Here is a 12,953-nt window from a genome sequence, read left to right as displayed (position 1 = left end):
AATACCGCCGCCGCAATGCCCGCCGAACTGTCGTTCCGCGGGCATTTTTGTTGTCACCTGTCGGCGTACAACGACATCCGCGTGACCCTCTCCCGCGCGCGCGGCATCCTTGCCGCATGGATGATTTTGCTGACCTGAACCGCCGCATCGAGAGCCTGCTTCGCGAGGGCACCGTGATCGAAGTCGATCACGGCGCCCGCCGCGTTCGCATCGAATCCGGCGGCCTGCAAACCGACTGGATTCGCTGGCTCGCGCAGCGCACCGGCGACAGTATCGAGTGGGACCCGCCGTCGATCGGCGAGCCGGGTCTGCTCCTTTGCCCTTCGGGCGAACCGACGACGGGCCTCTTCCTGCCCGGCGTCTATTGCGACGAACACGACTCCCCGAGCTCGAATCCGAACGAACACCTCCGGGCCTATCGGGACGGCGCCCGTATCGCGTACGACTTCGCAGCGCACGCGTTAACGGCCACGCTGCCGGCCGGCGCGACTGTGCACGTCGTCGCTCCCGGCAGCGTCACGGTCGAAACCAACACCGCGACGGTCAAGGCCCAATCCGTCACGCTCGACGCCGACGACACGACCGTAACGGGCTCGCTGCTCGTGAAGGGGCCGCTCACGTTCGAATCTGGCGCCACCGGCAAGAATGGAGGCGGCGCCGGCGGTGGCGGCCCAGTGATCGAGATTGAGGGTAGCGCGCATCTCACCGGCACTGTGACCGCTGATGTCGACGTAAAGGCGCGCGGCGTCAGCCTCGTGGGCCACCCGCACCAGGCGCAAGGCGAGTTTGCGCAGACCTCGAAACCGATCGCGGGTGACGCATGATCGGAATGGACGCACGCACCGGCCGCGCGATCGCCGGCCAGGCCCACATCGAGCAGTCCGTCGCGGACATCCTTTTCACGCCCCTCGGCACGCGCGTAATGCGTCGTGAATACGGCTCGCTGCTGCCCGAGCTGATCGACGGCCCTGTCAATCCGGTGATGCGCATGCGCGTGATGGCGGCGTCCGTCATGGCGCTGGCTCGTTGGGAACCGCGCATCCAGGTCAATCAGGTGGACTTCGGTAGCACCGGCATCGACGGCGGCGCCATGCTCGAGCTGCAAGGCGAGCGCACGGACGGCCCGCGTGCGGGCACCGCATTCTCCATGCGTCTGCCGGCGACGAACGGCCGAGGTGCTGCATGAGAACGACGCCCATCGATCTGTCACAGCTCCCGGCCCCCGACATCGTCGACGAACTCGACTACGAAACAATCCTGGCCGAGAAGAAGGCACGCCTGATCTCGCTGTATCCGAAGGAACAGCAGGACGAGATTGCGGCCACGCTCGAGCTGGAATCGGAGCCGATGGTGAAGCTGCTGCAGGAAGGCGCGTACGAAAAAATGCTGCTGCTCGCGCTCATGAACGAGAAGGCGCGCGGCATCCTGCTCGCGTACGCGAAGCGCAGCACGCTCGAGCACATCGGCGCCCTCTTCGACGTCGACCGTCTGCGGATCTCGCCGGGGGACCCCGACCAGGGCATCGATCCTGTCTACGAGGACGACGACAGCCTGCGCGAGCGCATCCAGCTCGCGCCGCGTGGCTTCTCAGTCGCTGGCCCCGACGACGCGTACGTGTTCCATGCGCGCGCTGCTGACGGGCGCGTGAAGGCGGCGACCGCCTATAGCCCGTCGCCATGCGTGATGATCGTCACGATCCTGTCGCGCGAGGGTGACGGCACTGCGAGCCAGGAACTGATCGACATCGTGAAGAAGGCGCTGGAGAAAAAGCGCCCGCAGGCGGACGAGGTCATCGTGCAAAGCGCGAAGATCGTCCCGTACGCGATTCGCGCGACGCTGCGATTCTTCAATGGCCCGGATCGAGCGGTCGCCCTTGCCGAAGCGCGGAAGAAGACGCAGCAATTCACTGACTCGATGCATCGGCCGGGTTCCGAGGTCACATTGGACGGTCTGTACGCGTCGATGCGCGTCGCCGGCGTCCAGAAGGTGCTGCTCGACACGCCAGCCGAAGGCGTGCCGATCGCGATCGACCAGGCGCCGTACTGCACGGGTATCGAGCTGACGGACGGTGGGGTGGCCGATGACTAAGCCGGCCGTCTCCCTGCTGCCGCCGAACGCGACCGTGCTCGAGCGGCGCCTCGCCGAAGCCAACGCGGACGTGCTCGACATCCCGGTCGAGATCGACACGCTGATGGACCCGGATCGAATCCCGCTGCGCTTCCTTCCCTGGCTCGCCTGGCACATGGGCGTCGATACCTGGCGCGACGAATGGCCCGAGCAGGTGAAGCGTGCACGCGTGAAATCCGCGATCCGGATCGCCCGAAAGAAGGGCACCGCCGACGCCGTGCGTGACGTGTGTGCGTCGTTCGGTGCGAATGTGGTGATGCGTGAGTGGTTCGAGAAAACGCCGCGAGGCGTGCCGGGCACGTTCGAGATCGTGATGACGGTCGGCGCGCGTGACGGCGTGCCGGCCACTGCGCAGTACGTCAACGACATCCGCGCCGAGATCGATCGCGCGAAGCGCGGCACCGCCCACTACACCTTCACGCAGGGCTTCAGCATGCACGGCTCGATCGGCGTCGCATGTGGCGTGCGCGCGGCCGTTTATCGCCGCCTCTCTCTCACGGATTAACGAACATGGCTGGAAACCTCATCTACATCACGGACGCCGGCCGCGCCGCACTGGTGGCGCCCGGCAACACCGGGACCACCGCGCGCCAGGTCACGCAGATTGGCCTCGCCACGGCGGCCTTCGTGTTTCAACCGGATATGACCGCGCTGCCGAGCGAGTTGAAGCGCATCACGACGTTCGGCGGCGATACCGTCGCCAACGATACGATCCACATTGTGATCCAGGACGACAGTGCGGACCAGTACACGCTGTACGGGTTCGGGCTGTACCTGGACAACGGCGTGTTGTTCGGCGTCTACGTGCAGAACGATCCGATCCTCGAAAAGGCGGCGGCCTCGATGCTGCTGCTGGCCGCCGATACCGTGTTCACCTCGATCGACGTGACGAAGCTCGTTTTCGGGCCGACGACGTTCCTGAATCCGCCGGCGACGATCGAGCGCAAGGGCGTCGTCGAGCTGGCAACGCAGGACGAGGTCGACTCCGGCACCGACGATACGCGCGCCGTGACGCCGAAGACAGTCGCGATCCGGTACGCCGCACTGACGGGCGCGCGCTTCACCGGTCCCGTCAGCGCGGCGGCCGGTATATCGATGACCTACGCGACCGTCGATAACGGAGCTGGCTGGAGCACGGTCTATCTGAGGAACGGCGGGAAAAATCGGTGGACGCTCGGCAAGTCCGATACCGACGACTTCGCAATCAGCGCGTTTGACGATGACGGCGTCACGCAGCGTCGCGTGCTGGAAATTCCTCGAGCCTCGCAGGTAATCAGTTTCGCGAAGCGTCCATCGTGGTCCGGCGCGACGCCGTGGGATAACGCGAATCTCACGCCGCTGGACAGGAACATTGGTGGCCAGGTCAACGGCGCCGTCACACTGTACGGCGCGGGCGACTATGGTTCGTCGCTGGTATTCAACGCGAACGGCTATGCGCCGCGAATTCAAGCGCAGGCATCCAGTCGCCAGTTGATGATCGCGAACGCCGCCAATACTGCCGTCAATTTGGCGATTCAGGACAACGGCACCGTGAGTTTCCCTCGCGCACGGCCGAATTGGGCCGGCCTCACGCCATGGGACACCGGCAATTTCGATCCGAACGCCAAAATCAATCGCGGTGGCGACACCATGAACGGGCGTCTGTATCTCGCGCGCGATGGATGGGATGCGGATTTCGGCCTCCGCGCGGCAGACGGCTGGCAAACGTTCCTGCGTGCACGGCGCGGTGGTGGCCTCGAACTGATCAACAGCGCATACAACGGGGTGCCCGCATTCTTTGAAGACAACGGCACCCTGCACATCGGCGCAGCGACCATCCAGAACGACGGGAACATCTGGTTGCCGTGGGCCGGCCAATGGCTGAACAACATGTTCGGCGGCGGTGGTTCGATCATGTTCAACCGCAACGGGAACGGCGCTTGGAAACACAACAGCGGATTCATGATCCAGTGGGGATACCTCGGCGGCGGCATGACAGAAGGCCATCCACCGGTGATCAATTTCCCGGTTGCCTTCCCTTCGGCCTGTGTCTGTTTGAACGCGACCGCACATAACAGCGCCGGGACGAACCAGGCTGATCAGTGGATTCAGATGCGGTGGTGGAACAACGCTGGCTTTCAAGCCTTCGTCCAGTCTTCCGGGCAAGGCTCAATCGATGGTTTTTTTTGGACGGCATTCGGTTGGTGATATGGGACAAAAGTACGCAGACATCGATTCCACTCGGCGAGTCATCGCCTTCTACGACGATCAAGTGCACTCCCGTGAGTCGATTCCGGTCAGCGCGATCAAGATCAGCGACAGCGACCATGCTCGGCTTCTCGATGGCCAATCGCACGGCCGCTGCATGGCGCTCTGTGTCCGAGGACGGCCAGCGTTCGTTGATCATCCTCCGCAGCCCTTCGAAGAGCGCATCGAGATCGCAACGAACAAACGCAACCGTCTACTGGAGCAGACCGACGGCCTGGTGACGCGGCACCGCGACCAGGTCGAAGAAGGTGTTGAGACTACGCTCACCGAAGCGCAGTACCGCGCGCTGCTCGCCTATCGTCGCGAGCTTCGTGACTTAACCGGGAAGGAAGGTTTCCCGGAGATCGAGTGGCCCACCTTTCCGTTGTGATTGGCGGCCGCGAACTGAATTGAGGATTCTGGGTCGAGCGCCCATTTCACACAGGAAGGAACAAAAATGGCAATCAAGAAAGATGTCGTGCTGGAATCGACTGGCGCACGAGCGACGTACCACATCGTCAGCAATGTCTCGATCGATGCAGCGTCGAAGTACACGAGCGGAACGGTACAGAGTTATGTGTCGGAAGCCACATTCAAGGCGGGGAAGTTGCCGTTGCAGGGCGGAGTAACGATCCTCGTGTCGGGCATGCCGGAAGCCGACGAGGGGGCGTTCGCGTACATCCAGCGGCGACTGATGGAACCGAAGCCCGAAGGTGGCGCGCCAAATGCGGACGGGTCGATGATGTACGGCTCGACCAACCGCTACATGCTCGCCGGCGGCGAATACGTCGCGTAACGCGACACGGGAAGGGAAGGACGCGGCGACGTGCGCGATGCAGCAACATCGTGCACGCCCCGCACCCGCAGAGCACGCCTGCAGGATTGGCCAGGGCCGCGACACCTCTCGAGAGGCGCCGGCATCCTAGCACAAGCAGGAATCACCCCATGCAGGACATCCGATGCGGAAGCTGTAACCGCAAACTCGGCGCCGGCGAATACGTCCGGCTCACCATCAAATGCCCGCGTTGCGGTGCAATGAATATTCTGAGGGCCACGAGCCCCTTACCCGCAGGCCACCGAGCCTCCGACACAAGGGATTCGCCCCATGCAACACATCCTCTCCGCTGATCTGATCAACCGCGTGCACCAGGCCGACGCCTTGAGCGTCATGCGTGCGATGCCCGATGCGTGCGTCGATCTGGTCTTCACCGACCCGCCCTACTCGTCCGGAGGCACCACGAGCGCTTCGCGCAGCCAGGCGCCGTCGAGCAAGTACATCGGCGGCGACGTGAAGACCGTCTATCCTGAATTCCAGCACGACACCAAGGACCAGCGCTCCTGGACGTTCTGGTGCATGACGTGGCTGGCGGAAGCCTATCGCATCTGCCGCAACGAAGCGCACCTCGCCTGCTTCGTCGACTGGCGTCAGTTGCCAAGCCTGACCGATGCGATCCAGGCCGCCGGCTTCACCTGGCGCGGCGTCGCCGTATGGGACAAGACGAGTGGCCGCACGCGGCCGCGCATGGGCGGCTTCGCCCAGCAAGCCGAATTCCTGGTCTGGGCGACGAAGGGCGCCGTGCGCCGCGCCGACGTGTATCTGCCTGGCGTGTTCTCCGAGCGCCTCGCGCATCCGAAACGCCATATGACCGAGAAGCCCGCCCAGCTCGCGCGCGACGTCGTGCGACTGGCGCCGGCCGGCGGCGTTGTCCTGGACCCGTTCGCAGGGTCCGGTACGTTCCTCGACGCAGCGAAGGAAGCCGGCTTGAACTGGATCGGTTGCGAGCTCGAACCGAGCTATCACCAGGTCGCGACGGCGCGCCTGACCGAGCGGGACATGTTGCCCATCGCCGCATAGCGACACGCGGCAGCGGCTTCGGTTGTGCCCTGCCGCTGTACAACCTACCGCGCGTGATCTCCGCGCGCGCGGAAGGCAATCTTTCGGAAGGCTCACTTCCGGGAGAAAAGCTTGCCTTCTGATTACCACCACGGCGTACGCGTCATTGAAATCAATGACGGTACGCGCCCCATCCGCACGGTCAGCACGGCCGTGATCGGCATGGTCTGTACCGGCGACGACGCCGATGCCACCACCTTCCCCGAGAACCGTCCCTTCCTCATCACGGACGTGCGGGCCGCAATCGGCCGCGCCGGCACGAAGGGCACGCTCGCGCGTTCGCTCGACGCGATCGCTGCGCAGACCTCGCCGCTGATCGTCGGCGTGCGCGTGCCGACCGGCAAGGACGCGGACGAAACTACCAGCAATGTGATCGGCACGACGACCGCGGACGGCCAGTACACCGGCATGAAGGCGCTGCTCGCTGCGAATACGCGGCTCGGCGTCAAACCGCGCGTGCTTGGTTGCCCGGGTCTGGACACCCTGCCTGTCGCGACCGAGCTGGCGACGGTCGCACAAAGGCTGCGCGGCTTTGCATACGTCAACGCGTTCGGCGCGAAGACGAAAGAAGAGGCCGTCGCCTACCGCGCCAATTTCGGTCAGCGCGAGCTGATGACAATCTGGCCGGACTTCGTGAACTGGAACACCACGACCAACGCCGAGGACATCACCTGGGCCACGGCGCGCGCACTCGGCATGCGCGCGAAGATCGACGAAGAAACCGGCTGGCACAAGACGATCTCCAACGTCGTCGTGAACGGCGTCACAGGTATCAGTCGCGACGTGTTCTGGGACCTGCAGGACCCGGACACCGACGCTGGGTACCTGAACAGCCACGACGTCACCACGCTCGTGAACGCGAATGGTTACCGTCTGTGGGGATCGCGGACCTGCTCCGAGGACAAGCTGTGGGCGTTCGAGAACTACGTGCGCAGCGCGCAGGTGATCGCCGACACGATGGCCGAGGCGCACATGTGGGCGGTCGACCAGCCGATGAGCCGCACGCTGATGCAGGACATCGTCGACGGCGTAAACGCGAAGTTCCGCGCGTGGAAAACGGCCGGCTACCTGATCGACGGCCAGTGCTGGTTCGATCCGGCGGCCAACGAGAAGGAATCGCTCAAGGCCGGCCAGGGCTTCATCGACTATGACTTCTGCCCGGTTCCGCCGCTCGAAGACCTGACGTTCCGGCAGCGCATCACGGACCGCTACCTGGTCAAGTTCGCGGAAAGCATCGCCGTCTGACGGGCCGCCACTCACCATAGGAAAACACAATGGCTCTGCCATCCAAACTCAAGAATTTCAACGTGTTCGAGGACGGCGTCTCGTTCGTCGGCGAGGTGCCCGAGATCCAGTTGCCGAAGCTCACGCGCAAGATGGAGGCGTATCGCGGCGGCGGCATGAACGCTGAGGTCGACATCGACCTCGGCATGGAGAAGCTCGAGCTGGGCGTCACGATGGGCGGCTTCATGAAGGAGATGTTCAAGACATGGGGCACGTCGAAGATCGACGGCGTATCCGTACGCTTCGCCGGCTCCTATCAGCGCGACGACACCGAGGAAACCGATGGGGTCGAGGTGTACGTGCGCGGTCGCTACAAGGAAATCGACCCCGGCAAGGCCAAGGCCGGCGACAACGCTGACCAGACCGGAACGATGTCGCTGTCGTATTACCGCCTCGTCGTCAACGGCGAAACCCTGATCGAGATCGACATCCCCAACTTCGTCGAGATAGTCGGCGGCGTCGATCGCCTCGCCCAACAGCGCCGCCACCTGGGCCTGTAACCCCTCCCCCTCTAAGGAATGAACATGTCCCTGAAACGAACCGACCTGCTGCCCCTCGATACCCCGATCGCGCGTGGTGAACAAAAAATCGATGCTGTCACGCTGACCATGTCGGGCAGCGGCGCGCTGCGCGGCGTCACGCTCACCGATGTCCTGCAGCTCGATGTCATCGCCCTGTCGAAGGTGCTCCCGCGCATCAGCAATCCGATGCTGACCGAGCAGGACGTGCTGCGCATGGACCCGGCCGACCTGGTCAAGCTCGGCACGGAGCTTGCCGGTTTTTTGGTACCGAACTCCGTGAAGCAGGACGCATCCCTCGAGCCGTCGACGAAGTGATGGCCGACATCGCCCTCGTTTTCCACTGGACGCCTGACGTGATGAACGCCATGTCGCTGGATGAATTGATGACCTGGCGCGAGCACGCGCGCGTCCGCTACGAACGGGGCGATGAATGAGTGACCGCTCCCTGCGCCTTGAGGTCGTCCTCAAGGCACTCGACCAAGCGAGCCGGCCGATCCGCGAGATCGCCACGAAGAACCGCACGCTCGTGAAGGAGCTGCGGGACTCCCGCGCGCGCCTCAAGGAACTCAACGATACGCAGCGGCGCATCGGCGAGTTCCGCGAGATGCGCACGGGGCTCGCCAACACCGCGACGAAGCTCGCCGACGCGCAGAAGAAGGTCAAGGAACTCGCGGCGTCGCTGCGCGCGTATGGGCCGCCGTCGCAACAGATGGTTGCCGAGTTGGCGAAGGCGCGGCAAGCCTCGTCGAAGCTCGGCGCCGCGTTCAAGAAGCAATCCGCCAGCGTCGACGAGCTGCGCAATCGGCTGAGCCGCGCCGGCGTCGACACGGGCAAGCTCTCCCAGCACGAGCGCACGCTGCGCACCGACATCGCCGCAACGACAGGCGCGATCGACGCCCAATCGCGGCGACTCGACGCGCTGAACACGCGTCAGAAGCGCATCGCGGACGCGCGCGCAAAAATGGGCGCCATGCGCGGTGCAGCGGCAGAAATGGCGATCGGCGGATATGCCGCGCGTGCGACCGGCTCGCACATCCTCAACGATTTGCGCGAGCCGCTCGCCGAGGCGAAGAAGGTCCAGAACGAGCGGGGCCGCATCCAGGGGCTCGGCCTGGGCGACCGTGCGACGCAGGACGCCGAGCGCTACGTGCGCGCGATGAACACGCCGGGCGTTGCGGTCGCCGAGAACATGACGTTGATGCGCGACGCGATGTCCATCTTCGCGGACGAGCATCACGCGCAGATGGTGATGCCGACTCTGGCGAAGATGAAGTTCGCGAACGAGGCGATGTTCGGTGCCGGCCAGGGGCACGAGAACGAAGAGAAGTTCATGAACATGCTGAAGGTGATCGAGCTGCGCGGCGGCACGAAAAGCGAAGCAGCGTTCAAGGGCGAAGCGAACATGGTCCAGCAGGTGCTGACCGCGACCGGCGGCCGCGTCGGCGGCGACGAGTGGCGCAACTTCATCCAGACCGGCAAAGTCGCGGCGAAGCAGATGCGCCAGGACGCGTTCTACTACCAGATGGAACCGCTGATTCAGGAAATGGGCGGGCATGCCGCCGGCACCGGCGTGCAGGCCGCGTACAGCAACCTGATGCAGGGCAAGACCACGGTGCGCGCGGCGAAGCGCCTGGTCGAGCTGGGGCTCGTCGACAAGAAATCGGTCGAGTACAACACAATCGGCAACGTGAAGCGCATCAAGCCCGGCGCGCTGATCGGTGGCGACCTCTTCAACGCGTCGCCGTTCGAGTGGTTGGAGAAGGTGCTGTTGCCGAAGCTAAAGGCCAAGGGCATCACGTCCGACGCGAAGATCCTGGAGGAATTCTCCACGATCATGACGAACGGCAACGGCGCGAACCTGTTCGCCACGATGTACATGCAGCGCGAGCAGATTCACAAGAACGAAAAGCTCAATCGTGGCGCGTACGGCATCGACAAGCTGCACGAGCTGGGCCAGAAGCAAACGGAAGGGAAGGAGCTGATCGCGCTCGAGAAGGTGCGCAACCTGCGCACCGTCATCGGCGAGCAGGTGCTGCCCGTGTACAACCGCGCGCTCGAGCTGACGACGAGCGTACTCGAGCGGCTGCTCGGCTTCGCGAAGGAATACCCGAATTTCACGCGTGCGGTCGCGATCGGCGCGGCCGGCCTCGGTATGCTGCTCGCCGTGCTCGGCACGTTGACAATCGCGCTCGCGGGCGTCCTTGGCCCACTGGCGATCGTGCGCTTCAGCATGTCGCTGCTCGGCATCCAGGGCGGCGTCTTCGTGCGTGCGCTCGGCGCCGTCGCGCGAGCGCTACTGTTCGTCGGCCGCGCCGCGCTGATGAACCCTATCGGACTGGTGATTGCCGGCATCGCGCTCGCCGCGCTCCTGGTCATCAAGTATTGGGAGCCGATCAAGGCGTTTTTCTCCGGCTTCTGGCAGGGCCTGACCGAGGGCCTCCGGCCGCTCGCGCCGATCTTCAGCGGCGTGCTCGCGACGCTCGGCGCGGCGTTCGGGCCGCTGAAGCCCGTGTTCGACTGGTTGGTCGGAGCGGTGCAGAGTGCGTGGGGCTGGATCACACGCCTCTTAGGACCGGTCGATACCAGCAAGAAGAGCCTCGACGCCGCGACCAATGCCGGCACGGGGTTCGGCGCGTGGCTCGCGAACATCGTCGTGATCTTTGCGCAGGTATCTGCGCGCTTCATCGAGTTCGGCGCCAACCTCATGTCCGGCCTGGTCAACGGTATCAAAAGCGGTCTGGGAGCGGTGAAGGATGCGATCACGTCGGCCGGCAGCAGCGTGATCGGCTGGTTCAAGGAAAAGCTCGGCATCCATTCGCCGAGCCGCGTGTTCGCCGCGCTCGGCGGCTTCACGATGGCCGGCCTCGAGCAAGGTCTGCGCGAGGGTCAGGAGGGGCCGCTGTCGACGGTGCTCGAAGTTGGCAAGCGAATCGTCGCCGCCGGCGCCGGCATCAGCATTACGGGCGCGGCGATCGCCGGCGGCGCACCGCTCACCGTCGACAACCGGCCACCGCTCACGGTCACGTCGACCGCCGCGCGCGCACCGCTCGCGCCGGCGCCGATCACGATCCAGGTGTATGCGGCGCCGGGCATGGATGAGGGTGCTCTCGCACGGAAGGTGCTGCAGGTGATGCGCCAGGAACAGGCCGCACAGGCCGCACGCGACCGATCGCGCCTACGCGACCGGGATTGAAGGAGAGGTTGTCATGATGATGGCGCTCGGGCTGTTCGTGTTCAGCCTGTCGACCCTACCCTATCAGGAGCTGAAGCGCCGGCGCGGCTGGCGCTTCGCCAGCAACAACCGCGTCGGCAGAAAGCCCGCGCGGCAGTACGTCGGCGAGGACGACGAAACCATCAGCCTGTCCGGCGTGCTGCTGCCCGAGCTGACGGGCGGCGATATGTCACTCGCCGTCATCGAAGCCATGGCGGGCCAGCACACCGCCTGGCCGCTGATCGAAGGCACCGGCCACATTTACGGCATGTTCACGATCGACAACATCGATACGACGCGCACGCTATTTTTCGACGACGGCACCGCGCGCCGCATCGAGTTTTCCATTGCTCTGACACGCAACGACGATCTCGACATGCTTGGCATCGTGACCGATGCCATCAAGGGGGCGATCTCGCTATGAACCTGTCGGACATCCCCGGCGCCGACCTGGCGCAGAAGGTCGTGATTGCCGACGATCGCGTGCCGCGTGCGATCTACTCGATCACGCTCAACGGGAAGAACATCACGAAGAAGTTCGACGGGCGGCTGATCTCGCTGACGCTGCAGGACAACCGCGGCTTCGAAGCGGACCAGCTCGATATCAGCCTCGACGATTCTGACGGCGCCCTCGAGATCCCGAGTCGCGGCGTCACGCTGAAGCTGGCGATCGGCTGGGCCGGCGCGGCGAACGGCCTGGTCGACAAGGGCGAATTCATGGTCGATGAGGTTCGGCACACCGGCACGCCGGACGTGTTGACGATCCGCGCGCGCAGCGTCGATCTGCGCGCGGGCCTATCGATCAAGAAGGAGCGCTCCTGGCATCGGCAGACGGTCGGCGCAATCGTGCGCGCGATCGCCAGTCAGAACAAGGTCGAGGCGCGTATCAGCAAGGCGCTCGACGGGCAGCTCGTCGACCACATCGACCAGACGGCCGAGTCGGACGCCAATCTGCTGTCGCGCTTGGCGAAGATGTTCGACGCGATCGCCACCGTGAAGAACGGGCTGCTGCTCTTCATCAAGGCCGGGGAGGCAACCACGGCGAGCGGTAAGCCGCTGCCGGCCGTCACGATTACGCGCGACGTCGGCGACCGTCACGAGTTCGGCGTGGCCGATCGGGACACGTATTCCGGCGTGCAGGCGTTCTACCTGAACACGCGCACTGCGAAGAAGCAGTCGACCACCGTGAAGCGGCGCCGGCGTCGCACGACAGCGAAGAAGAAGCCGATCGACAAGAGCGGCGACGTGTTGTTCGGCACGGCCGAGAACGTGAAGACGTTGCGGCACACGTACGCGAACAAGGCGAACGCGACGCGCGCGGCGAAAGCGGAATGGGAGAAGTTGCAGCGCGGCGTTGCAGAGTTCAGCGTTGTGCTGGCGCTCGGCCGCCCCGAGCTGATGACCGAATTACCTGTAACCGTGCGCGGTTACAAACGTGTCATCGACGATTGCAACTGGATCATTGCACGAGTTACACATACGATCGACGGTAACGGCGGATTTACATCGGACCTCGACCTAGAGGTCAAGGCGAGCGAAGTGCCGGAGATCGAATCCGAAGGAAGCGAGTAGCGCCCTCGACGGACGAGCCGTTTGCCCGCCGCATCAAAAAAGCGAACCTGTCCGCATTTTTGTGGGCGAGGCGGTTGAACAACAGGTTATCCACGCGCCTGCGTGAATCGCTCGCCGA

Annotated in this window: 17 protein-coding genes; all 17 read left to right on the top strand. The window is 64.5% G+C overall.

Features of this window, described 5'->3' with window-relative positions; all coding sequences use genetic code 11:
* The first annotated feature begins 15 nt into the window (after positions 1 to 15).
* The 17 genes from SB786_RS30675 (at position 16) to SB786_RS30595 (ending at position 12,835) form a co-directional block, all read left to right on the top strand.
* Positions 16 to 138 carry a hypothetical protein gene (locus tag SB786_RS30675; RefSeq protein ID WP_410730773.1) on the top strand — a complete coding sequence of 41 codons (123 nt, stop codon included), beginning with the start codon at positions 16 to 18 and terminating at the stop codon, positions 136 to 138.
* Positions 117 to 824 carry a phage baseplate assembly protein V gene (locus SB786_RS30670; protein WP_410730771.1) on the top strand — a complete coding sequence of 236 codons (708 nt, stop codon included), beginning with the start codon at positions 117 to 119 and terminating at the stop codon, positions 822 to 824. The genes SB786_RS30675 and SB786_RS30670 overlap by 22 nt, the downstream gene beginning before the upstream one ends.
* The gene (locus tag SB786_RS30665; protein ID WP_410730733.1) at positions 821 to 1,186 is read left to right on the top strand and encodes a GPW/gp25 family protein; all 366 of its coding nucleotides are present in this window, start codon (positions 821 to 823) and stop codon (positions 1,184 to 1,186) included. The genes SB786_RS30670 and SB786_RS30665 overlap by 4 nt, the downstream gene beginning before the upstream one ends.
* On the top strand, positions 1,183 to 2,088 hold the full coding sequence (locus SB786_RS30660) for a baseplate J/gp47 family protein (RefSeq protein ID WP_410730732.1): 906 nt from the start codon (positions 1,183 to 1,185) through the stop codon (positions 2,086 to 2,088). The genes SB786_RS30665 and SB786_RS30660 overlap by 4 nt, the downstream gene beginning before the upstream one ends.
* Positions 2,081 to 2,632: a phage tail protein I gene (locus tag SB786_RS30655; protein ID WP_410730731.1), complete on the top strand. Its 552-nt coding sequence runs from the start codon at positions 2,081 to 2,083 to the stop codon at positions 2,630 to 2,632. The genes SB786_RS30660 and SB786_RS30655 overlap by 8 nt, the downstream gene beginning before the upstream one ends.
* Positions 2,633 to 2,637: 5 nt before the next feature.
* Entirely contained in the window at positions 2,638 to 4,314 is a 1,677-nt protein-coding gene (locus SB786_RS30650; protein ID WP_410730730.1) for a gp53-like domain-containing protein, read from the top strand.
* A gap of 1 nt (position 4,315) precedes the next feature.
* Positions 4,316 to 4,744, top strand: coding sequence for a phage tail assembly chaperone (locus SB786_RS30645; protein WP_410730729.1), 429 nt, complete (start codon positions 4,316 to 4,318; stop codon positions 4,742 to 4,744).
* 66 nt (positions 4,745 to 4,810) lie between these two features.
* On the top strand, positions 4,811 to 5,149 hold the full coding sequence (locus tag SB786_RS30640; protein WP_410730728.1) for a hypothetical protein: 339 nt from the start codon (positions 4,811 to 4,813) through the stop codon (positions 5,147 to 5,149).
* 149 nt (positions 5,150 to 5,298) lie between these two features.
* A complete protein-coding gene (locus SB786_RS30635) occupies positions 5,299 to 5,481 on the top strand; it encodes a Com family DNA-binding transcriptional regulator (protein WP_410730727.1) in 183 nt (60 codons plus the stop codon).
* Complete coding sequence (locus tag SB786_RS30630; protein WP_410730726.1) at positions 5,459 to 6,208, top strand: DNA-methyltransferase; 750 nt, start codon at positions 5,459 to 5,461, stop codon at positions 6,206 to 6,208. Before SB786_RS30635 ends, SB786_RS30630 begins: the two co-directional genes overlap by 23 nt.
* Positions 6,209 to 6,319: 111 nt before the next feature.
* Positions 6,320 to 7,492 (top strand): phage tail sheath protein, encoded by a 1,173-nt coding sequence (locus SB786_RS30625; protein WP_410730725.1) that lies wholly within the window; start codon positions 6,320 to 6,322, stop codon positions 7,490 to 7,492.
* Between the two features lie 29 nt (positions 7,493 to 7,521).
* On the top strand, positions 7,522 to 8,031 hold the full coding sequence (locus tag SB786_RS30620; RefSeq protein WP_060082134.1) for a phage major tail tube protein: 510 nt from the start codon (positions 7,522 to 7,524) through the stop codon (positions 8,029 to 8,031).
* A 24-nt stretch (positions 8,032 to 8,055) separates the two neighbouring features.
* On the top strand, positions 8,056 to 8,367 hold the full coding sequence (locus SB786_RS30615) for a phage tail assembly protein (RefSeq protein WP_410730723.1): 312 nt from the start codon (positions 8,056 to 8,058) through the stop codon (positions 8,365 to 8,367).
* Positions 8,367 to 8,486, top strand: a complete 120-nt coding sequence (locus SB786_RS30610; RefSeq protein ID WP_014724666.1) for a GpE family phage tail protein — start codon at positions 8,367 to 8,369, stop codon at positions 8,484 to 8,486. Before SB786_RS30615 ends, SB786_RS30610 begins: the two co-directional genes overlap by 1 nt.
* The gene (locus SB786_RS30605; RefSeq protein WP_410730722.1) at positions 8,483 to 11,245 is read left to right on the top strand and encodes a hypothetical protein; all 2,763 of its coding nucleotides are present in this window, start codon (positions 8,483 to 8,485) and stop codon (positions 11,243 to 11,245) included. Before SB786_RS30610 ends, SB786_RS30605 begins: the two co-directional genes overlap by 4 nt.
* A gap of 13 nt (positions 11,246 to 11,258) precedes the next feature.
* A complete protein-coding gene (locus SB786_RS30600) occupies positions 11,259 to 11,687 on the top strand; it encodes a phage tail protein (RefSeq protein WP_006757087.1) in 429 nt (142 codons plus the stop codon).
* Entirely contained in the window at positions 11,684 to 12,835 is a 1,152-nt protein-coding gene (locus tag SB786_RS30595) for a phage late control D family protein (protein ID WP_410730721.1), read from the top strand. Before SB786_RS30600 ends, SB786_RS30595 begins: the two co-directional genes overlap by 4 nt.
* Positions 12,836 to 12,953: the final 118 nt, after the last annotated feature.

The organism is Burkholderia sp. SIMBA_062 (genome assembly GCF_046534765.1).
Classification (GTDB): domain Bacteria; phylum Pseudomonadota; class Gammaproteobacteria; order Burkholderiales; family Burkholderiaceae; genus Burkholderia; species Burkholderia ambifaria.
Note: the sequence above shows the minus strand (reverse complement) of the source record. Positions and strands in the feature narration are given on the sequence as shown.